This is a genomic window from Kitasatospora sp. MY 5-36 (genome assembly GCF_001182915.1).
Lineage (GTDB): Bacteria > Actinomycetota > Actinomycetes > Streptomycetales > Streptomycetaceae > Kitasatospora.
Map to the genome: position 1 here is coordinate 1 of NZ_LFVW01000125.1, position 21976 is coordinate 21976.

Genomic DNA, 21976 nt, shown 5'->3' on the forward strand with positions numbered 1-21976 from the left:
AGCCGGCCGCGCCCGGGGCCGAGGCACCGGACCCGCCCGCCGGACCGGCGGCACCGAACGCTCCCGCCACCGCACCGGCCGGGAACACCGCCCCGGCCGGGAGCAGCACACCGACCCCCAGACCGGCCCAACTGCCGCCCGACGCAGCCGACTTCACCGGCCGATCGGTCCTGGTCGAACGGCTGGGCAAGGCTCTCGGCGGGGCGCACGGAGGGGCGCCCGACAGAAACCCCGGCGCACCGGGCCAGCAGGCGCTGGTGATCGCGACCGTGGTCGGCATGGGCGGGGTCGGCAAGACCGCGCTGGCCCTGCACGTCGCCCACCGGGTGCGCGAGGCCTACCCGGACGGGCAGCTCTACGTCGACCTGCGCGGCGCCGACGCCACCCCGGCCGATCCGGAGGCGGTGCTCAGCGGCTTCCTGGTGGCGCTCGGCGTGCCGGCCGACGCGGTGCCGGAGGGTCTGGACGCCCGCTCGGCGCTGTTCCGCTCGGCGGTGGACGGCCGGCGGCTGCTGCTGGTGCTCGACAACGTCCACGACACCGCGCAGATCAGACCGCTGCTGCCGGGTGCGGTCGGCTGTGCCGTGCTCACCACCAGCCGGACCCGGCTGTCCGGCCTGCCCGCGACCGTCCAGGCCGACCTCGGCGTCTTCGAACCCGAGGAGGCGCTGGAGCTGCTGGGCCGCACCATCGGCGCCGAGCGGCTGGCCGCCGAGGCGCAGGCCGCCCGGGAGCTGCTGCTCGTCTGCGGCCACCTCCCGCTCGCGGTCCGGATCGTGGCGGCCCGGCTGGCGGCCCGGCCGAGCTGGACGGTGCAGACGCTGGGCCGCCGGCTGGCGGTCGAGCGGCGGCGGATCGACGAGCTGCGGATCGGCGACCTGGAGGTGGCGGCGGCCTTCGAGCTGAGCTACCGCCAGTTGACGCCCGCCCAGGCCCGGGCGTTCCGGCTGGCCGCCTCGGTGGACGGGCCTGACCTCGGGCTGCAGGCCGCGGCCGCCCTGCTGGACCTGGACGAGTACGACGCCGAGGACCTGCTGGAGGCCCTGGTGGACGTGGCGATGATGGAGTCGCCCTTCCCCGGCCGCTACCGCTTCCACGACCTGCTGCGCGCGTTCGCCCGGCGCCGTCCGGACGATCCCGGCGCGGCCGTGGCGGCCCGCGACCGGATGCTGGACCACCTGCTGGCCACCGCGTGCTCGGCCTTCCAGCACGCCGTCCCCGGGGATCCGGCGGCCGGCGCACTCGGGCCGGCCCGTAGCGCGGGCGTCCCGTTGGACGGCCCGGACGGGGCGCGGGCCTGGGCCGAGGCGGAGGGTTCCGGGGCGATCGCGCTGGCCGCGCAGGTGGCGGGCTGGAGCGTCGCGGACGACACCGACGGCCCGACCGGCGACCCCGCCGACGGCCCGACACCGGCCCCGGCACCGGACCCCTTCGACGGACCGACCACGGACCCGCTGCGCGCCGCGATCGACCTGCTGATCGCGCTCACGCCGTTCGTCCTCGCCCCGCCCAGCCGCCAGCTGGCCACCACCGCGGAGGCCCTGGCCGCCGCCGCGGTCCACCGCGCCGACCACCGGGCAGCTGGTCGGGCGCACTTCCTGCGCGGCAACGTCGCCCTGGCCGCCACCCGGCTGGACGAGGCGGAGGCGGCCTCCCGGCTGGCGGTGGCCGCCTCCCGCGCGGCGGGCGACACGGTGATCCTGCGCCAGGCGCTGAACGACCTCGGCCTGGTCTGCCAGTTCCTCAGCCGCTACGACGAGGCCGTCGGGCACTACGACGAGGCGCTGCTGCTGGCCCGCGAACTCGGCCACCGCTCCGGGGCGCTGGTGACGACGGTGAACGCGGCGCTGGCCCGGGTGCGCAGCGGGCGGGCCGCCGAGGCGGTGCCGATCTGCCACGAGGCGCTGGCCGAGCTGCGGACCCGGAACGACGATCCGGGCCGGGCGTACACGCTGTACGTGCTGGGGCTGGCGCTGCACGGGCTGGGGCGGCACGAGGAGGCGGTCACCTGGTTCGGCGAGTGCCTGGCGGTGGCCTCGGCGTCCGGTCTGCGGGCCCGGGCCGGGCACGCCCGCTACCGGATGGCGGACAGTCTGCGCTCGCTCGGCCGGACGGAGGAGGCGCTGGAGCACGCCGGGCAGGCGCTGGAGCTGTGCGAGGAGCTGGGTGCCGAGCGGGACCAGGGCCACGCGCTGCTGGTGCTGGGCCGGACGCTGGCCGACCTCGGGCGGGAGGCCGAGGCGTACGGACGGCTGCGGGAGGCGCACCGGATCTTCGTCCGGCTGGGGCTGCCGGAGGCGGCGGAGGTGGCGGGGCTGCTGCCCCGGGCCGAGGGTCCGGATCCGTCGACCCCGTCGGGCCGGGCGGTCCGGCGGGCCGCCGACCGGCTCTCCTCGGGCTGCTGAGGAATCGATCCTGCTGGCGGTTCCGGTGTGTTCAGGAACCGGTGTGCTCAGGAGCCGGTGCTGTTCCAGTCGCCGTTGCCGCCGGTCGGGGTGGGCGTCGGCGTCGCGCCGCCGCCGCTCACCACCGTCGCCACCCCGGCGTCGGCCGCCGCCCCGGCGACCGTCACCGAGAGGCCGGCGCCCAGGGCGACGGTCACCCCGAGGCCGACCGTGAACAGCCGGAGGCGGGTGCGGATGGTGGTGGCTGGACGCTGCGTCATCTCTGGTACTCCTCGGCTCGCTTCCCTGCTGGGAAGGGGTTCCGTCGTGGTGTGGCACCAGTCTGGCCGGGAGCGTTCAACGGTCGATCTACAGTCGAGCACCGGTGATCACCAATGATCACCGGTGCTCGGTGGACCGCCCGCTCAGGCCGCCCGCTCAGGCCGTCGCGCGGATCTCCAGGGTGCAGCACTTCACGCTGCCGCCGCCCTTGAGCAGCTCGCTGAGGTCCATCCCGATCGGCCGGAAGCCGCGCTCGCGCAGTCGCGAGGCCAGTCCCACGGCCGCCTCCGGCAGCACCACGTGCAGGCCGTCGCTGATCGCGTTGAGGCCGAACACCTCCGCGTCGGCCCGGTCCGCCAGCAGCGCGTCCGGGAACAGCCGCCGCAGCACGGCACGGCTGCCGGCCGAGAAGGCCTCCGGGTTGTACATGATCTCGTCGCCGTCCAGCACGGCGAGCGCGGTGTCCAGGTGGTAGAAGCGCGGGTCGACCAGCTCCAGGCCGACCACCGGGCGGCCGAAGAACTCCTGCGCCTCCGCGTGCCCGTCGGCCACGCTGCGGAAGCCCCGCCCGGCCAGCACGTAGCTCGCCGTCGTCAGCAGGTCCCCCTCGCCCTCGTTGACGTACTCCGGGTCGCGGGTCTCGAAGCCCCGGGCGCGGAACCACTCCAGGTAGGCCGGGCCCTCCGCGGCCCGCTCGGTGTTGCGGAAGCGCGCCCCGAGCACCCTGCCGTCCACCACGGTGGCGCCGTTGGCCGCGTAGACCATGTCGGGCAGGCCGGGCAGCGGGTCGATCAGGTCGACCCGGTGGCCGAGCTCGCCGTACAGGGCGTGCAGCCGCTCCCACTGGGCGACGGCCAGGTCGGTGTCCACCGGCTTCGCCGGGTCCATCCAGGGGTTGATCGCGTAGGTGACGTCGAAGTGGGTCGGACGGCACATCAGGTAGTGGCGCGGGCGGGCGGTGCGGGCCATCGGAAGCTCCTCGGAAGTCGGGTACGGGCGGCAGGGGCGTCACGGGCGGTACGGGCAGTACGGGCAGTACGGGCAGTACGGGCGGTGCGAGCGGTGCAGGCGGGGGCCGGTCAGGCCGTGGGGGCCGGCGGCCGGGTCGGGAAGTCGCGCAGGCCGCGCAGCGGGCTGGCCAGCAGCACCGCGCCCGCCGACAGCAGCACGCCCGCCATCAGCCAGATCGTGCTGCGGGCGCCGATCGCCTCGCCGAGGTAGCCGCCGAGCAGGGCGCCCACCGGGATCGCGCTGTAGTTGAGGGTCGCGGAGCTGGCCCGGATCCGGCCGATCATCGCGGGCGGGCAGTAGCCCTGGGAGAAGCTGCCGGCGAGCACGTTGCCCGCCACCACCCCGCAGACCGCGACCGCCCAGGCGAGCGCGCTGACCACCAGCGGCAGCCGGTCGCCCGCCAGCGGCAGCAGCAGGATGAAGGGCGCGACCACCAGTTCGCAGACCAGCAGCCCACGGGCGCTGCCCAGCTTGCGGGCGACCCGTCCGGCCAGCATCGCGCCGGCCAGTCCGCCGACGCTCACCAGCGCGAACACCCCGCCCACCGCGCCCGGTTCGAGCCCCACACTGCGCACCAGGAAGACCGTCTGCACCGCCTGGATGCCGTTCAGCCCCAGGTTGCCGACCGCCGCGAAGCAGGCGAACGTCCGCAGGTACGGGTCGCGCAGCAGGAACCGGACACCCTCGCCGATCTCGCGCGGGATGCCGCGCCGCTCGGACACCGGCGGGGGGCGCTCCTCCGTCCTGATCCGCCGCAGGAACACCGCCGACACCAGGTAGGTGAGCGAGTCCGCGAACATCCCGCTGGCGGCGCCGAACGCCTGGGAGAGCAGACCGGCCGCGCCCGGGCCGGCGATCTCGGCCGCCGAGGCGCCGGAGCGCAGCTTGACGTTGGCCTCCAGCAGGTCGGCCTTGCCGACCAGGGTGGGCAGCACCGCGCCGTAGGCGGTGGAGAAGAACACCTTCACCGCCCCGGTCAGCAGGGCCACCACCACCAGGTGGGCCAGCGAGAGCACCCCCAGCCAACTGGCCACCGGCACGCTGCCGAAGAGGAGGAGCAGCAGCAGGTCGCAGACCAGCATCACCCGCAGCCGGGGCCAGCGGTCCACCCAGGCGCCGGCCAGCAGGCCGAGGAACAGCCAGGGCAGCCAGGCGGCCGCGTTGATCACGCCCACCGCGAGGGGGCTGGCGCCCAGGGTGACCACGGCCACCAGGGACAGCGCCACGCTCCCGACAGCCGTACCGAAGTTGCTGGTGGTCTCACCGATCCAGAGCCGGCGGAAGTCCCCGTGGGCCCACAGGCCCCACCTGCTGCGCGGCCGGTCCGGCGGTGCCGGTGACTCGATCGGGACGGTGGTGGTCATCGCGGCTCACGCTCCGGACTTCTCGGTGTTCTGGGACTTCTCGGCGTTGTCGGTGGTGCCGGCGCTGTCGGTGGTGCGTGCGCTGTCGGTGGTGCCGGCGCTCTCGGCCCGCAACTTGTCGGCGAGCACGGCGGCGATCCGGGCGAGCGGCTCCGGCCGGGCCAGGTCGCCGTGGCCGACCGGCAGCCGGTGGCCCTCGATCAGCCCGTCCAGGTGAGGCCGCCAGGCCTCCTCGTACGGCCAGTCGGCCGGCTTGCCGAGGGTGGCGCCGAAGAAGACGGCATCGCCCCGGTAGTGCTGGGGCCGGTGCTCGGCCATCAGTTTGCGGTGCCGGTCGAACACCTCGGGCAGGACGTGCGCGGCCTCACCGAGCACCGCCGCCAGATCGGCCTGGCCGCTGCCGTCCGCCGGGTCGTAGCCCAGCGAGCGCAGCAACTCGTCCACCGTGTCGGCGGGTTCGGACGGCGGGGCGGCATCGGTGCGGACCGCCGGGCCGCCGTCCAGCAGGGCCAGCAGCCCGACCGGCGCGCCCTCGGCCTGGAGCCGGACGGCCATCTCCTGGGCGACCACCGCACCGAACGACCAGCCCAGCAGGTGGTACGGGCCGGACGGGTGGACGGCGCGGATCTGCCGTACGTAGTCCTCGGCGATCTCGGCGACGCTGGCCGGCGCCCCGCCCCGCAGGCCGCGGGCCTGGAGGCCGTACACCGGCTGCCCGGGATCGAGGTGGCGCAGCAGCCCGGAGTAGACCCAGCTGATGCCGGCCGCCGGGTGGACGCAGAACAGCGGGGGCCGGTCGCCGCCGGTGCGCAGGGGCAGCAGCACGTCCAGGGCGTCGGCCGCCGGGCCCTGGTCGAGCCGGCCGTCCAGCCCGGCCACCGTGGGCGCCTCGAACAGCGCCCGCATGCCGAGATCGACACCGAGGGCGGTGCGGACGCGCGAGAGCAGTTTCATGGCGAGCAGGGAGTGCCCGCCCAGATCGAAGAAGTCGTCGTCGATGCCGACGCGCTCCAGGCCGAGGGTCTCGGCGAACAGGGTGCAGAGCAGCTGCTCGCGCGGGGTGCGGGCCGGGCGGCCGGCCGGGTGGGCGGCGAACTCCGGTGCGGGCAGAGCGCGGTGGTCGACCTTCCCGCTGCCGGTCAGTGGCAGGGCGGGCAGCGCGACGAAGGCGGCGGGCACCATGTGGGCGGGCAGCCGCTCGGCGGTGAAGGCCCGCAGTCCGGCCGGATCGAGCGGGCGGTCGGTGACCAGGTAGGCGACCAGTCGGGTGCCGCTGTCGTCCGGCCGGACGACGGCCGCGGCGACCTCGGGGTGAGTCGTCAACACCTGCTCGATCTCCCCGAGTTCGATCCGGAAGCCGCGGATCTTCACCTGGTCGTCGGTGCGGCCCAGGTACTCCAGCTCACCGTCACGGGCACGACGCACCAGGTCCCCGGTGCGGTACATCCGCTCACCCGCGACGAACGGGCTGGCGACGAAGCGCTCGGCGGTCAGGCCGGGCCGGTTGAGGTAGCCCCGGGCCAGTCCGGCGCCCGCCAGGTACAGCTCCCCGGGGATGCCGACGGGCACCGGGTTCAGGTGCTCGTCCAGCACATACCCGGCGGTCCCGGCGACGGCCCGGCCGAGCACCGGCCGGTCCGAACCGTCGAGCGGCTGCTCCAGGGCCTCCACGGTGGACTCGGTCGGGCCGTACAGGTTGTACGCCCGCAGTCCCGGGGTCTCCCGCAGTCGCGTCCACAGTGCCTGGCCGACGGCCTCACCACCCACCAGCACGACGCTCGGCGCCGGCGCCTCCAGCAGGCCCTCCTCGACCAGTTGGACCAGGAAGGACGGGGTGGCGTTCACCACGTCGATCGCCGACTCGCGCACATGGCGGACCAGTTGCCCGGCGTCCCGGCGGACCTCGTCGTCGATCAGGTGCAGTTCATGCCCGACCACCATCCACAGCAGGCCCTCCCAGGAGGCGTCGAAGCAGAGCGAGGCCGTCAGCGCGAACTTCCGGTTCTCCTCCCCCGCCATCATGCCCGCCCGGTGGCCGGCCAGCAGCGCGGCGAGACTGCCGTGCGAGACCACCACACCCTTCGGGCGGCCGGTCGAGCCGGAGGTGTAGATCACGTACGCCGCGTCCGCCCCGTCCAGGACGGGCCTGGTGAACTCCGCCGGCCCGGGCACGTCCGTGACGTCCAACACCGGGAGTTCTGCCAGCAGTTCGGGCAGCGGCCACCGGTCGTCGGTCAGCACCAGCGCGGGCTCGGCGTCCGCCAGGGTGTAGGCCGTGCGCTCCGCCGGGTACCCGGCGTCCAGCGGCAGGTACACCCCGCCCGCCTTCAGCACCGCGAGCAGCCCGACCACCGACTCCACCGAGCGCGGCAAGGCGATCGCCACCACCGCACCGGGCGTCACCCCGGCACCGATCAGCCGACCCGCAAGCCGTCCGGCCCGCGCATCCAACTCCCGATACGTCAGCACCTCCTCACCGCACACCAACGCCACCGCCTCCGGCGTGGCCGCCACCTGCTCCTCGAACACCGCCGGAAGCAGCGGCACCTCCGAAGCCAACGGCCGCGCAGCACCGAGCAGTTCGGCCCGCTCCTCCGGACTCACCAACGGCAGTGCCCCGATCCGGGTGTCCGGCCGCTCGACGGCCGCCGTCAGCAGGCCGGCGAAGTGGCGGACCATCGCCTCGGCCGTCTCCTGGTCGAAGAGGTCCGTCGCGAAGTCGAGCACGCACTCCAGACCGGCCGGCGCGCCGTCCGGACCGAAGGACTCACCGATGCCGACACTCAGGTCGAACTTGGCGACCGCACGACCGGACGGCTCGACCGAGACGTCCAGCCCGGCCGCGTCCAGCGGCGCCGTGTCACCGCCGCCCTGAAGGACCAGCATCACCTGGAACAGCGGATGCCGGGCCAGCGAACGAGCCGGGTTGAGCTCCTCGACCAGACGCTCGAACGGCACATCCTGATGGGCATGGGCATCGAGCTGGGTCTCCCGGACCCGGGCCAGCAGCTCCGTGAAGCTCGGATTGCCCGAGGTGTCCGTGCGCAACACCAGGGTGTTGACGAAGAAGCCGACCAGCTGGTCCACCGCCTCATCCGAACGCCCCGCCGTCACCGAACCGATCGGGATGTCCGTCCCGGCACCGAGCCGGGTCAGCAGAGCGGCGAGCGCCGCCTGCGCGGCCATGAACATCGTCACCCGCTGCTCACGCGCCAACGTCACCAGCGCACGGTGCAGTTCGGCACCCAACGGAAGCACCACCCGGTCACCCCGGTGACTGGCCACGGCACCCCGCGGACGGTCCGCCGGCAGCGCCAGCTCCTCCGGAAGATCGGCCAGCGCCTCGCGCCAGTAGCCGAGTTGGCGTGCCATCGGTCCGTCCTGGTCCGCTTCGTCGAGCAGCTCGCGCTGCCAGAGCGCGTAGTCGGCGTACTGGACCGGCAGCGGCGCCCACTCGGGCACGGTGCCCGCCGTCCGCGCCGCGTAGGCGGCGGCGAGGTCCCGCAGCAGCGGACCCATCGACCACCCGTCGCCAGCGATGTGGTGCAGCACCAGCACCAGCAGGTACTCGGCCTGCCCGGCCGGGATCAGGTGGGCCCGGATCGGCAGGTCGGCGACCAGGTCGAACGGGCGCCCGGTGCAGGCCTCCGGCGCGGTGCCCTCGGGCAGCAGCTCGACGGGCACCCGGGCCGCCCAGGCCGGCAGGACGCGCTGGTACGGGGTGCCGTCCTCCTCCTCGATCAGCGTGCGCAGGACCTCGTGCCGGGCGACCAGGTCGCCCAGGGCCGAACCGAGGGCGTCGGCGTCCAGCTCACCCGTCACACGGAGCACCAGCGGCAGGTTGTACACCGCACTCGGCCCCTCCATCCGGTCGATCAGCCAGAGCCGCTGCTGCGCGAAGGAGAGCGGCACCCGCTCCGGCCGCTCGGCGTAGGCGGTCAGCGCGAGACGCTCCGCCCCCGAACCCAGGCGGGCCGCCAGCCCGGCCGGCGTCGGCGCCTCGAACACGTCCCGAACGGCCAACTCGGCGGCCAGCGTCGAGCGCACCCGACTGAGCAACCGGGTCGCGAGCAACGAGTGCCCGCCCAGCGCGAAGAAGTCGTCCTCCACCCCGACCACGTCCAGGCCGAGCACCTCCGCGAACAGACCGCACAGGATCTCCTCCTGCGGCGTACGGGCCGCCCGGCCACCGGCCGGCGCGAATGCTGCCAGGTCGGGTTCGGGCAGGGCACGGTGGTCGACCTTCCCGCTGCCGGTCAGCGGCAGGGCATCGAGCGTCACCACGGCGGCCGGGACCATGTAGCCGGGCAGCGACTCGGCCGTGAACCGGCGCAGTGCGCCACCGAGTTCGGAAGTGGAAGCCTCGGCCACCGCGCAGTAGGCGATCAGCCGACGGTCCCCGTCCCCGCTCTCCCGAACGGTCACCACGGCCTGACGGACAGCCGGATGGTCCGCCAACACGGCCTCGATCTCACCGAGTTCGATCCGGAAGCCGCGGATCTTCACCTGGTCGTCGGTGCGGCCCAGGTACTCCAGCTCACCGTCACGGGCACGACGCACCAGGTCCCCGGTGCGGTACATCCGCTCACCCGACACAAACGGGCTGGCGACGAACCGCTCCGCCGTGAGAGCGGCGCGTCCCAGGTACCCGCGGGCCAGTCCGGCACCCGCCAGGTACAACTCGCCCGCCACCCCACGCGGGACCAGGTTCAGGTGCTCGTCCAGCACGTACCCGGCCGTCCCCGCGACAGCCCGGCCGAGCACCGGCCGGTCCACGCCGTCAAGCGGCCGGGTGAGGGCGTGCACGGTGGACTCGGTCGGGCCGTACATGGTGTGGCCTGCGGTCAGCGGAGCCGCGCACAGCCTGGTCCACAGGCCCTGCCCGATGGCCTCGCCACCGAGCAGCAGCAGCTTCGGCGCCGGCTCCTCCAGCAGCCCCTCCTCGACCAACTGCTCGGCGTACGACGGAGTCACGTGCAACGCGTCCAACCCGACCTCGCGGACGTGGCGGACCAACTGCCGGGCGTCCCGACGCACCTCGTCACCGATCAGGTGCAGTTCGTGCCCGGCGACCATCCACAGCACCACCTCCAACGAGGCGTCGAAGCAGAGCGAAGCCGTCAACGCCACTCGCAGCCTGCCGTGCGCCGCCTCCGCGTCCGCGACCAGCGTCGCGCGATGGCCGGCCAGCAGGGCCGCGATGCTGCCGTGCGAGACCACCACACCCTTGGGACGACCGGTCGAGCCGGACGTGTGGATCACGTACGCCGCGTCCGCCCCGCCCAGGACAGGCCTAGTGAACTCCACCGGTCCGGGAACGTCCGTGACGTCCAACACCGGCAGCTCGGCCAGCACCTCGGGCAGCGGCCAGCGGCTGTCCGTCAGCACCAGCGCGGGCAGTGCGTCCGCCAGGATGTGCCCGGTACGCTCCGCCGGGTACTCGGCGTCCAGCGGCAGGTACACCCCGCCCGCCTTCAGCACCGCGAGCAGCCCGACCACCGACTCCACCGAGCGCGGCAAGGCGATCGCCACCACCGCCCCCGGCGTCACCCCGGCACCGACCAGCCGACCCGCAAGCCGTCCGGCCCGCGCGTCCAACTCCCGGTATGTCAGCACCTCGTCACCGCACACCAGCGCCACCGCTTCCGGCGTGGCCGCCGCCTGCTCCTCGAACACCGCCGGAAGCAGCGGCACCTCCGAAGCCAACGGCGTGGCACCGCCCAGCAGTTCGGCCAGTTCCGCCGGGCTCACCAGCGGCAGCGCCCCGATCCGGGTGTCCGGCCGCTCGACGGCCGCCGCCAGCAGGCCGGCGAAGTGGCGGACGATCGCCTCGGCCGTCTCCTGGTCGAACAGGTCCGTCGCGTAGTCGAGCGCGAAGTCGATCCCGGCGGGCTCACCGTCCGGGCCGAAGAGCTCCTGGGCGGTCACGTTGAGGTCGAACTTGGCGACCCCGGTGGCGGCCGGCAGCACCCCGTTCCACAGGCCGGACGAGGAGGCGTCGGCCTGCTCGTTGTTCTGGAGCACCATCGCGACCTGGAAGAGCGGGTGCCGGGCCAGCGAGCGGGTCGGGTTGAGCTCCTCGACCAGGCGCTCGAACGGCACGTCCTGGTGGGCGTAGGCGCCGAGGTCGGTCTCCCGGACCCGGGCCAGCAGCTCGGTGAAGCTCGGGTTGCCCGAGGTGTCGGTGCGCAGCACCAGGGTGTTGACGAAGAACCCGACCAGTTCGTCCAGCGCCTCGTCGGAGCGCCCGGCGACCACGGAGCCGATCGGCACGTCGGTGCCCGCGCCGAGCCGGGTGAGCAGGGCGGCGAAGGCGGCCTGGATGGCCATGAACATCGTCACCCGCTGCTCGCGCGCCAGGGTCCGCAGCGCACGGTGGAGTTCGACGTCGAGCAGCTGTGCCACCCGGTCGCCCTGGTGGCTGGCGGCGGCGCTCCTGGGGCGGTCCGCCGGGAGCGCCAGCTCTTCCGGCATTCCGGCCAGGGTCTCGTTCCAGTAGGCGAGTTGGCGGGAGAAGAGGCTCTCCTCGTCGGCCTCGTCGCCGAGCAGGTCGCGCTGCCAGAGCGCGTAGTCGGCGTACTGGACGGGCAGCGGCGCCTGTCGCGGCGCGGTTCCGGCCGTCCGCGCCGCGTAGGCGGCGGCGAGGTCGCGCACCAGCTTGCGGGTCGACCAGCCGTCGCTCGCGATGTGGTGCAGCACCAGGACCAGCACGTGTTCCTCGGCGTCGACCCGCAACAGCAGGGCACGGACCGGGAGTTCGGCCGCCAGGTCGAAGGGCCGGCGGGAGGCCGCGTCGACGGACTCGCCGACCTCCTCGGCCGGGCAGTCCCGGACCTCGAAGGGCACCGAGGCCGCCCCGGCCGGCAGGATCAGCTGGTGCGGTTCGCCGTCGGTCTCCACCATCAGCGTGCGCAGGACCTCGTGCCGGGCGACCAGGTCGCCGAGGGCGCGTTCCAGCGCCGCCTGGTCCAGCTCGCCGGTCAGGCGCAGCGCCAGCGGCGAGTTGTAGAGGGCGCTCGGCCCCTCGATCCGGTCGATCAGCCAGAGCCGCTGCTGGGCGAAGGAGAGCGGCACCCGCTCCGGCCGCTCGACGTAGGCGGTCAGCGCGAGACGCTCCGCCCCCGATCCGAGGCAGGCGGCGAGCCCGGCCGGTGTCGGCGCCTCGAAGACGTCCCGGATGCCGAGTTCCGCGCCCAGCGTCGCGCGGACCCGGCTGAGCAGCCGGATGGCGAGCAGCGAGTGGCCGCCGAGCTCGAAGAAGTCGTCGTCGGCGCCGACCACGTCGAGGCCGAGCACCTCGCGGAACAGGCCGCAGAGGATCTCCTCCTGCGGGGTGCGGGCGGCCCGGCCGCCGGCCAGCGCGGCGAAGTCGGGGGCCGGAAGCGCGGCGCGGTCCAGCTTGCCGTTGGCGGTCAGCGGCAGGGCGTCGAGCTCCACGAAGGCGGCCGGGACCATGTAGCCGGGCAGCGACTCGGCGGCGAAGGCGCGCAGGGCGGCCGCGTCGAGGGGGCCGTCGGCGACCAGGTAGGCGACCAGGCGCCGGCCGCTGTCGTCGGGCAGCACGGCGGCCTGGCGCACGGCCGGGTGGCCGGCCAGCACGGCCTCGATCTCGCCGGGTTCGATCCGGAAGCCGCGGATCTTCACCTGGTTGTCGGTCCGGCCGAGGTACTCCAGCTCACCGTCCCGGGCGCGGCGCACCAGGTCCCCGGTGCGGTACATCCGCTCGCCCGCCACGAACGGGCTGGCGACGAACCGCTCGGCCGTGAGAGCGGACTGGCCCAGGTACCCCCGGGCCAGTCCGGCGCCGGCCAGGTACAGCTCCCCGGGGACGCCGACCGGCGCCTGGTTCAGGTTCTCGTCCAGCACGTACCCGGTGGTCCCGGCGACGGTCTGGCCGAGCACCGGCCGGTCCGCGCCGTCGAAGGGACGGGTGAGGGCGTGCACGGTGGACTCGGTCGGGCCGTACATGGTGTGGCCTGCGGTCAGCGGAGCCGCGCACAGCCTGGTCCACAGGCCCTGCCCGATGGCCTCGCCACCGAGCAGCAGCAGCTTCGGCGCGGGCTCCTCCAGCAGCCCCTCCTCGACCAGTTGCTCGGCGTACGACGGAGTGACGTGCAGCGCGTCCAGCCCGACCGCGTGGACGTGGCGGACCAGCTGCCGGGCGTCCCGACGCACCTCGTCACCGATCAGGTGCAGTTCGTGCCCGGCGACCATCCACAGCACCACCTCCAACGAGGCGTCGAAGCAGAGCGAAGCCGTCAACGCCACTCGCAGCCTGCCGTGCGCCGCCTCCGCGTCCGCGACCAGCGTCGCGCGGTGGCCGGCCAGCAGGGCGGCGATGCTCCCGTGCGAGACCACCACACCCTTCGGACGGCCCGTCGAGCCGGAGGTGTGGATCACGTACGCCGCATCCGCCCCGCCCAGGACAGGCCTGGCGAACTCCGCCGGACCCGGCGCGTCGGTGACGTCCAACACCTGGAATTCGGCGAGCAGTTCGGGCAGCGGCCAGCGGCCGTCGGTCAGCACCAGCGCGGGCCCGGCGTTCGTCAGGGTGTAGGCGGTGCGGTCCGCCGGGTACTCGGCGTCCAGCGGCAGGTACACCCCGCCCGCCTTCAGCACCGCGAGCAGCCCGACCACCGACTCCACCGAGCGCGGCAGCGCCAGCGCCACCATCGCGCCCGGCGTCACCCCGGCACCGACCAGCCGGCCCGCGAGCCGGGAGGCCCGCGCGTCCAACTCCCGGTACGTCAGCACCTCGTCACCGCACACCAGCGCCACCGCTTCCGGCGTGGCCGCCGCCTGCTCCTCGAACACCGCCGGAAGCAGCGGCACCTCCGAAGCCAACGGCCCCGCGGAGTTGCGGAGTTCGGCCGCTCCGCCCGCGGGCGTCAGCCCGGCCGCCGCGACGCTGAGCTCCGGGTCGGCGGCGGCCTGGCGCAGGATCAGGGCCAGCACGTCGGCCAGCCGCTGCGCGGTCTCCGGGTCGAACAGGTCGGTGGCGTACTCCAGTCCGCCCGCGAGCCCGTCCGGGGTGCCGTCGGCGCGGTGGCGCTCGGTCAGCGCCAGCTTGAGGTCGAACTTGGCGGTGCCGTACTCCACCGGCTCCTCGGTGGCCGTCACGCCGGGGAAGGCGGGGCCGCCCTCGGCGGCGGCGGCGAAGGTCAGCATCACCTGGAACAGCGGGTGCCGGGCCAGCGAGCGGACCGGGTTGAACTCCTCGACCAGGCGTTCGAACGGCGTGTCCTGGTGCTCGTACGCGGCGAGGTCGGTCTCCCGGACGCGGCGCAGCAGTTCGGCGAAGCTCGGCCGGCCGGAGAGGTCGGTGCGCAGCACCAGGGTGTTGGCGAAGTAGCCGACCAGGTCGGTGGCGGCCTCGTCGAGGCGCCCGGCCACCGGGGTGCCGATCGGCAGGTCGGTGCCGGCGCCGAAGCGGTGCAGCAGGGTGGCGTAGGCGGCCTGGAGGACCATGAAGAGCGTCGCGCCGTGCTCGGCGGCGAGGTCGGCGAGCCGGGCGTGCAGCTCCGCGTCGAGCTCCAGCGGGACGACGGCGCCGCGGTGGCTGGCGACCGGCGGCCGGGGGCGGTCCGCGGGCAGTGCCAGCTCCTCCGGCAGCCCGGCCAACGCCTCGCGCCAGTGGGCGAGTTGGCGGGCGGCCAGGCTCTGCGGGTCGTCCTCGTCGCCGAGCAGTCCGTGCTGCCACAGCGCGTGGTCGGCGTACTGGACGGGCAGCGGCTCCCAGTCGGGGGCGTGGCCGCCCTGGCGGGCCCGGTAGGCGTCGGTGAGGTCGCGGTAGAGCGGGCCGAGCGAGGCGCCGTCCCCGGCGATGTGGTGCAGGACCAGGACCAGGACGTGCTCGTCCGGGCCCTCGGGCCGCAGGTAGGCGTGCACGGGCAGGTCGGCGGCCAGGTCGAAGCCGTGCCGGGCGAGTTCGTCCACCGGGCGGTCGGTGGTGGTGAGCAGCGGGGCCACGGGCCCGTCCAGGATGCGCTGGTACGGGGTGCCGTCGTGCTCGGCGAAGACGGTGCGCAGCGCCTCGTGCCGCCGGACGGTGTCGCCGAGGGCGTCCGCCAGGGCGGCGGGGTCGAGCGGGCCGCGCAGCCGCAGCGCGAGGGTGATGTTGTAGGTGGCGGTGGGGCCCTCGGCCTGGGCGAGGAACCAGAGGCGGCGCTGGGCGAAGGAGAGCGGCACCCGCTCGGGCCGGACGGCGGGCCGCAGTGCCGGGCGGGCCTGGGCGGGGGCGCCGGCGGCGCGCTCGGCGATCCGCTCGGCGAGCCCGGCGACGGTGGGCGCCTGGAAGAGGTCGCCGATGGCGAGTTCGACGCCGAGTTCGGTGCGCGCCCGGCCGACCAGGCGGGTGGCGAGCAGGGAGTGGCCGCCGAGGGCGAAGAAGTCGTCGTCGATGGTGATGTCGTCGATGCCGAGGAGTTCGCCGTAGAGCTCGCAGAGCACCCGTTCGCGCTCGTCGCGGGGGGCGCGCCCGGTGTCGTCGGCGGCGAGGTCGGGGGCGGGCAGGGCGCGGCGGTCGACCTTGCCGTTGGCGTTGAGCGGCAGGGCGTCCAGCAGGACGGCCGCGGCGGGGACCATGTAGCCGGGCAGCACGGTGCCGGCGAAGGAGCGCAGCCCGTCCGGGGTGAGCCCGGGCTCGGCGGTGCAGTAGGCGACCAGCCGCAGGTCGCCGGGGCGGTCCTCGCGGGCGATCACGATGACCTGGCGGACGGCGGGGTGGCGGGACAGCGCCGCCTCGATCTCGCCGAGCTCGATCCGGAAGCCGCGCAGCTTGACCTGGCCGTCGATCCGGCCGAGGAACTCCACGGCGCCGTCGGCGCGCCGGCGGACCAGGTCCCCGGTGCGGTACATGCGCTCGCCCGGCAGGTACGGGCAGGCGACGAAGCGTTCGGCGGTCAGGCCGGGCCGGTTGAGGTAGCCGCGGGCCAGGCCGGCGCCGGCGAGGTACAGCTCGCCGGGGACGCCGGGCGGCACGGGGCGCAGCCGGGCGTCCAGGACGTAGCCGCGCGTGTTGTCCAGCGGGCCGCCGATCGGCACCCGGGGGCCGTCGAGGTCGGCGGGGGCGAGCGGGTGGTGGGTGGCGAAGGTGGTGGTCTCGGTGGGCCCGTAGACGTGGGCGAGCAGCAGGTCGGGGCAGGCGTCCAGGACGCGCCGCAGCAGGGTGCCGGAGGCGGCCTCACCGCCGGTGCAGACGACGCGCAGGGCGGCGAAGGTCTCCGGGGCCTGCTCGGCGACGAGGTCGAACAGGGCCTTGGTGAGGAAGACGGCGGTGACGCCGTGGCGGACGGTGACGGCGTGCAGGGCGGTGGCGTCGAGGGCGCCGGGCGGGGCGACCACGACGGTGCCGCCGGCCAGCAGGGGCGTCCAGATCTCGTAGGTGGCGGCGTCGAAGGCGTGCGGGGAGTGCAGCAGGACGCGCTGGTGGCGGCCGTCCTGCCAGCGCCGGTCGGCGGCGAGGTCGACGACGTCGCGGTGGCGCACGGCCACGCCCTTGGGGCGGCCGGTGGAGCCGGAGGTGTACATCACGTAGGCGAGCCGGTCCGGGTGGACGGGCAGGGCGGGGCGGTGGTCGGGGGCGCCGGCCTCGTCGCCGGGGCGGACCACGGCGGCGCCGTGCGGGAAGCCGGGGTCGGCGCGGTCGGTGAGCAGCACGGGGGCGCCGGTGTCGGCGAGCACGTCGGCCATCCGCTCGGGCGGCAGGCCGGGGTGCATGGGGACGTAGCAGCCGCCGGCCTTGAGGACGGCGAGGGTGGCGACGACGACGTCGGCGGAGCGCTCCATCAGCATCGCGACGGGGGTCTCGGAGCCGACGCCGAGGGCGGTCAGGTGGTGGGCGAGCCGGTTGGCGCGGGCGTCGAGTGCGGCGTAGTCGAGGGTGCCGCCGTCGTGGACGAGGGCGGTGGCGTGCGGGGTGCGGTCGGCCTGGCGCTCGAAGGACTCGGCGAGGGTGCCGCTCCACCGGGGCGCGTCGGTGGCGTTCCACTCGGTGAGGACGCGGGTGCGCTCCTCGGGGGCGAGCAGCTCCAGGGTGCCGATGGGGGCGTGGGGGTCGGCGGCGGCGCCGGCCAGCAGCCGGCCGAGCCGCTCGGCGAGGGCGGTGACGGTGGCGCGGTCGTAGAGGTCGGCGGCGTACTCGATCGAGCCGGTGAGCCCGGCGGGGGCGCCGTCGGGGCCGTGCTGTTCGGCGATGCCGATGTTGAGGTCGAACTTGGCGACCCGCAGGCCGATCGGTTCGGGGGCGGACTCCAGCCCGGGCAGGGCGAGTTCGGCGTCCTGGCCGTGGTTCTGGAGCACCAGCAGGGTCTGGAACAGCGGGTGGCGGCCGAGCGCGCGGGGCGGGTTGAGCTCCTCGACGAGGCGCTCGAAGGGGAGGTCCTGGTTCGCGAAGGCGTCGAGCTGGGCCTCCCGGACCCGGCCGAGCAGCTCGGCGAAGCCCGGGTCGCCGGAGGTGTCCGCTCTCAGGACCAGGGAGTTGACGAAGAAGCCGACCAGGTCGTCCAGGGCCTCGTCGGCGCGTCCGGCGAGGCCGGTGCCGAGCGGGATGTCGGTGCCGGCGCCGAGCCGGGTGAACAGGGCGGCCAGGCCGGCCTGGAGGACGGTGAACAGGGTGGTGCGGTGGGTGTGGGCGAGGTCGAGCAGGGCGGTGTGCAGGCCGGCGTCCCAGGCGAGGTCGACGGAGTCGGCGGCGCCGGTGGGGGCGGGCGGCCGGGGGCGGTCCGTCGGCAGTTCCAGTTCCTCCGGCAGCCCGGCCAACGCTTCGCGCCAGTAGGCGAGTTGGCGGGCGAGCAGGCTCTCGGGGTCGTGCTCGTCGCCGAGCAGGTCGCGCTGCCAGAGCGCGTAGTCGGCGTACTGGATCGGCAGCGGCTCCCAGTCGGGGGCGCCGCCGGCCAGCCGGGCCCGGTAGGCCTCGGCGAGGTCGCGCAGCAGCGGGCCGAGCGACCAGCCGTCGCCGGCGATGTGGTGGAGCACCACGAGCAGCACGTGCTCGGTCGGGGAGAGGGTGAACACCGTGACCCGGATGGGCAGTTCGCGGCTCAGGTCGAAGGTCTCGGCGGCCGCGGCGTCCCGGCGGGCCGGGTAGTCGGCCGGTGCGCAGTCCTCGGCCAGGAAGCGCGGTCGCGCCTCCTCGGCCGGCAGGATCCGCTGCACCGGGACTCCCCCGGCCACCGGGAACACCGTGCGCAGGGCCTCGTGCCGGGCGACCACGTCCGCCGTCGCGGCACGCAGCGCGGCGGTGTCGAGCGCGCCGCGCAGGCGCAGGGCGAACGGCAGGTTGTACAGCGCGGTCGGCCCCTCGATCTGGTCGATCAGCCAGAGCCGCTGTTGGGCGTACGAAACCGGGATCACGGTGCTTCCTCTACTCGGGTCTACTGACGGCACGGGCTGGTCGAGGGGACGGACGGCGGTCAGACGGTGAGCCCCGCGGTGGGCCGGCAGTCCTGGATCTCCAGGGGCTGCCCCATCGAGACGGCGATCTTGCGCCCGCCCCGGTACGGGTCCCGGCCGTGGGCGCAGAGCACGTTGTCGACCAGCATCACGTCGCCGACCTGCCAGCGCTCCCGCACGGTGGCGGCGTGGTAGGCCTCGTTGAGGGCGTCGACGTCGGCGCGCTCCAGCGGCTCGCCGTCGCCGAAGCCGGTGTTGAACGGCAGTCCGTCCGGCCCGAACTCCTCGGTCATCGCCTCCCGGATGTCCGGGTCGAGCGACCACGCGTTCCAGAAGGCGAGGTGGTTGAACCAGACCTGCTCGCCGGTCCGCGGGTGGCGGATGGTGCCGGGGCGCACCTGGGTGGTGCGCAGGTTGCCGTCCGCCAGCCACTCGCAGGAGATGCCGTTCTCCTTGCAGTAGGCCTCGACCTCGGCGCGGTCCTCGGTCGCGAAGGCGGTGCGCCAGCCGAGCGAGATGTAGTCCGAGTAGTTGCGGGTGAGCGTCCAGCCGCCGGTCCGCATCCGCTCCACCAGGTGGGCGGGCAGCTGCGCGAGCACCTGGCGGCAGTCCGCGGTGGGGGTGGCCCCGCCCTCGTCGGGGGCGGTCAGGCAGGCGAAGAGCAGCCGGCCGGGGAAGGTCAGGGTGTAGCTGTTCTCGTTGTGCATCCGGATCGGCTGGACCGGCGGCAGGTCGGTGGACGAGTAGACGCCGTTGCCGTAGTCGCTGCGCGGGGTGGCCTTCTCCCGGTAGGGGGTGCGCTCGGGGATGAGGACGTCGCGCACGGCGGCGACGTCCTCGGTGCCGGTGACCGGCAGGCCGCGCAGGAAGATGGTGCCGTACCGGTGCAGGGCGTCGGTGAGCGCGCTCTCGTTCTCGCGCAGCCACTCGCAGGCCTCGCCCATGTCCGCGGTGCGCGGCGCGTGGGCGAGGGCCGGGCGGCCGGGGTTCAGTTCCCAGGTCGGCATGGCGGCGGTCACCGGTCGGCGGGGGCGGAGAGGGCGGCGACCAGGCTGGCGGGCCTGATGTCGGTCCAGTTGGCCTCGATGTAGTCGAGGCAGCCCTGGCGGGTGTCCTCGCCGTGGACGGTGGTCCAGCCGGCCGGCACGTCGATCCAGACCGGCCACAGCGAGTGCTGGTTCTCGTCGTTGGCCAGGACCAGGTAGCCGGCGCTGTCGTCCTCGAACGGGTTGCTCATGGTGTCCTCTTCGGGTTTCTTCGAAGCTCGGCTTGCTTCGCTCGGGTTGCTTCGAAGGTAGGGGCGGGCCGCGGGGCGGAAGGGCAGGAGTCGCGGCAGGAACGCGGCAGTTGGGCCCTGCCGCCTGCCACCCCGCCCGCCGTCCCGCCGCCCCGCCTGCCACCCCGTCGGCCGCCCCGCCCGCCGCCCCGCCTGCCACCCCGCCCGCCGTCCCGTCGCCCGGCTCGGCACCCGGCGGTTCAGCGCGGGGTGAGGCGGACCGGGAAGCGGTCCAGGCCGAAGTTGATGATCGAGCGGTTGTGGACGACCGGCCCGGTCTGCTCGATCACGGCGACGCGCTCCAGCAGCGCCGTGAACAGGCCGCCGAGTTCGGCCTTGGCCAGCGGCGCGCCGACGCAGTAGTGGGCGCCGAGGCCGAGCGCGAGGTGCTTGTTGGGGGCGCGGTCGAGCAGGATCTCCTCGGGCCGGTCGAAGGCCTCCGGGTCCCGGTTGGCGGACCAGACCCAGACCGCGACCCGGTCGCCGCGCCGGATGGTGCGCCCGTCGAGCTCGGTGTCCCGGCTCGCGGTGCGCAGGGTGTGCAGCCCGACCGAGGTCCAGCGCAGGAGTTCGTCCAGCGCCGAGTCCATGCCGACCTCGCCGCGCTGGAGGCTCCGCCACAGCTCGGGGTGCCGGACCAGGGTGTACAGGCCCATCGCTGCGGTGTGGCGGACGGTCTGGACGCCGCCGACCACGATGTTGTCCAGGTTGAGGACGACGTCCTCGATCGGCAGCAGCCTCCCGCCGACCCGGTAGGTGGCCATCATGCTGATCAGGTCGTCGCGCGGGTCGCTGCGCCGCAGCATCACCTGGTGCAGCAGGTACGGGATGAGCTGCTGGTGGCCGGCCCGGCGCTCCTCGGGGGTGCGGCCGAGGAACGCGACGTCGCAGACCCGCTCGACCATCTCGCGGTCGCCCTCGGGGACGTCCAGCAGGTCGCACATGACGGACAGCGGCAGCGCGGAGACCGCGTCGACGAGGTCCACCTCGCCCAGTTCGACGGCCCGGTCGACGATCGAGGCGGCGAGTCCGGCGATGCCCCGGGCGGCCCCGCGCACGGCGCCGGGCGAGAAGAACGGGTTGGCGGGGGCGCGCAGTTCGCGGTGCCGGGGCGGGTCGGTGAGGGCCATCATCCGGCCGGAGCCGACCGGGACGTTGCCCTCGCCGGCGCCGAGCAGCGAGCCCTGCTCGGAGCTGTAGACGGCGGCGTTGCGCAGCACCTCGGCGGAGTGCCGGTAGGAGAGCACCGACCAGACCGGCCCGTCGTCGACGGTGTCGGTGCGGTGGACGGCGGACTCCCGGCGCAGCTCCGCGACCAGCGCGGGGGTGTCGGGCCGCGCCCAGAGGTCGGGGTCGGTGAGGTCGACCGCGGTGGTGGTGGGCATCAGTGCTCCGTCCGGGACAGGTGCGCGGTACGGGGCCGCGCGATGAGGGAGGTCAGCAGGTCGACCGGGCCGGGCCCGTCGACGGTGGCGAGCAGGTGGCCGCCGGGGACGACGTGGTGGCCGGAGCCGCCACTGGTGTGGGCGGCCCAGCCTTCGAGGCCGCCGACGGCCAGGAGCGGGTCCTCGGCGCCGACGACGGTGTGCAGGGCGGAGCCGATCGGCGGGTGCGGACGGGGCCGGTAGGTGTCGACCACGTCCAGGTCGGTGCGAATGCCGCGCAGCGCGTGCTCCTTCAACTCGGCCTCGCCTTCGACGAGTTGCCCCATTCCGGCGAGGCGCAGCAGCTCGTCGGCGGTGTACTGGGGGCGGTCCGCCCCGGCCCAGGCGGCGGGCGGCGAGGCGGAGGCGGCGACGACCAGTTCGGGCCGCCGCCCGGCCGGCAGCGCCCGGGCGGCCTCGTAGCCGAGCAGGGCGCCGAAGCTCTGCCCGTAGAAGCCGAACCGCCCGGTCAGGTGCGGGCCGAGGGCCTCCAGGACGGCGTCGACCAGCAGGTCGAAGCTCGCGGGCATCGGGTGGCCGAGCCGGCCGCCGCGGGCCGGCGGGCGCAGCGCCCAGACCTCGGCCACCGGGGCGAGGGCGCGGGCCAGCGGGGTGTAGGCGGTGGCGTCGCCCCCGGCGTGCGGGAAGCAGAACAGCCGGTACGGGCAGTGCGGTTGGGGCACGGGGACGAACAGCCAGTCCCCTTCGACGCGGGGCCGCACCCGCAGGGCGGTGGTCATGCGCCGGCCGCCCGGGCGCGGGCGGTCAGGGCGGGCCGGGGGGCGGCGGTGCCGGCCGCGACGGCCCGTTCGACGGTGGCGGTGAAGGCGGCCAGGTCGGCCG

Annotated in this window: 9 protein-coding genes; 1 reads left to right on the forward strand and 8 read right to left on the reverse strand. The window is 74.9% G+C overall.

Features of this window, described 5'->3' with window-relative positions; all coding sequences use genetic code 11:
• On the forward strand, positions 1-2405 hold a 2405-nt coding region (locus AE652_RS09905), incomplete at its 5' end, for a tetratricopeptide repeat protein (RefSeq protein ID WP_159028417.1).
• 47 nt (positions 2406-2452) lie between these two features.
• Here AE652_RS09905 and AE652_RS46300 read toward each other — a convergent pair.
• The 8 genes from AE652_RS46300 to AE652_RS09945 all read right to left on the reverse strand — a co-directional run bounded on the left by AE652_RS46300 (position 2453) and on the right by AE652_RS09945 (position 21873).
• Positions 2453-2665 (reverse strand): hypothetical protein, encoded by a 213-nt coding sequence (locus AE652_RS46300; RefSeq protein ID WP_049650864.1) that lies wholly within the window; start codon positions 2663-2665, stop codon positions 2453-2455.
• Positions 2666-2822: 157 nt separating this feature from the next.
• A complete protein-coding gene (ddaH, locus tag AE652_RS09915; protein WP_049650865.1) occupies positions 2823-3635 on the reverse strand; it encodes a dimethylargininase in 813 nt (270 codons plus the stop codon).
• 110 nt (positions 3636-3745) lie between these two features.
• Positions 3746-5041, reverse strand: coding sequence for an MFS transporter (locus AE652_RS09920; RefSeq protein WP_049650866.1), 1296 nt, complete (start codon positions 5039-5041; stop codon positions 3746-3748).
• A gap of 6 nt (positions 5042-5047) precedes the next feature.
• Positions 5048-18394: a non-ribosomal peptide synthetase gene (locus AE652_RS09925; protein WP_053112025.1), complete on the reverse strand. Its 13347-nt coding sequence runs from the start codon at positions 18392-18394 to the stop codon at positions 5048-5050.
• Positions 18395-18453: 59 nt separating this feature from the next.
• Positions 18454-19440, reverse strand: coding sequence for a TauD/TfdA family dioxygenase (locus AE652_RS09930; RefSeq protein WP_049650871.1), 987 nt, complete (start codon positions 19438-19440; stop codon positions 18454-18456).
• Positions 19441-19448: 8 nt separating this feature from the next.
• Entirely contained in the window at positions 19449-19670 is a 222-nt protein-coding gene (locus AE652_RS09935) for an MbtH family protein (protein ID WP_049650867.1), read from the reverse strand.
• Between the two features lie 239 nt (positions 19671-19909).
• Positions 19910-21094, reverse strand: coding sequence for a cytochrome P450 (locus AE652_RS09940; protein ID WP_049650868.1), 1185 nt, complete (start codon positions 21092-21094; stop codon positions 19910-19912).
• Positions 21094-21873: a thioesterase II family protein gene (locus tag AE652_RS09945; protein WP_234348321.1), complete on the reverse strand. Its 780-nt coding sequence runs from the start codon at positions 21871-21873 to the stop codon at positions 21094-21096. The genes AE652_RS09940 and AE652_RS09945 overlap by 1 nt, the downstream gene beginning before the upstream one ends.
• Between the last annotated feature and the right edge of the window lie 103 nt (positions 21874-21976).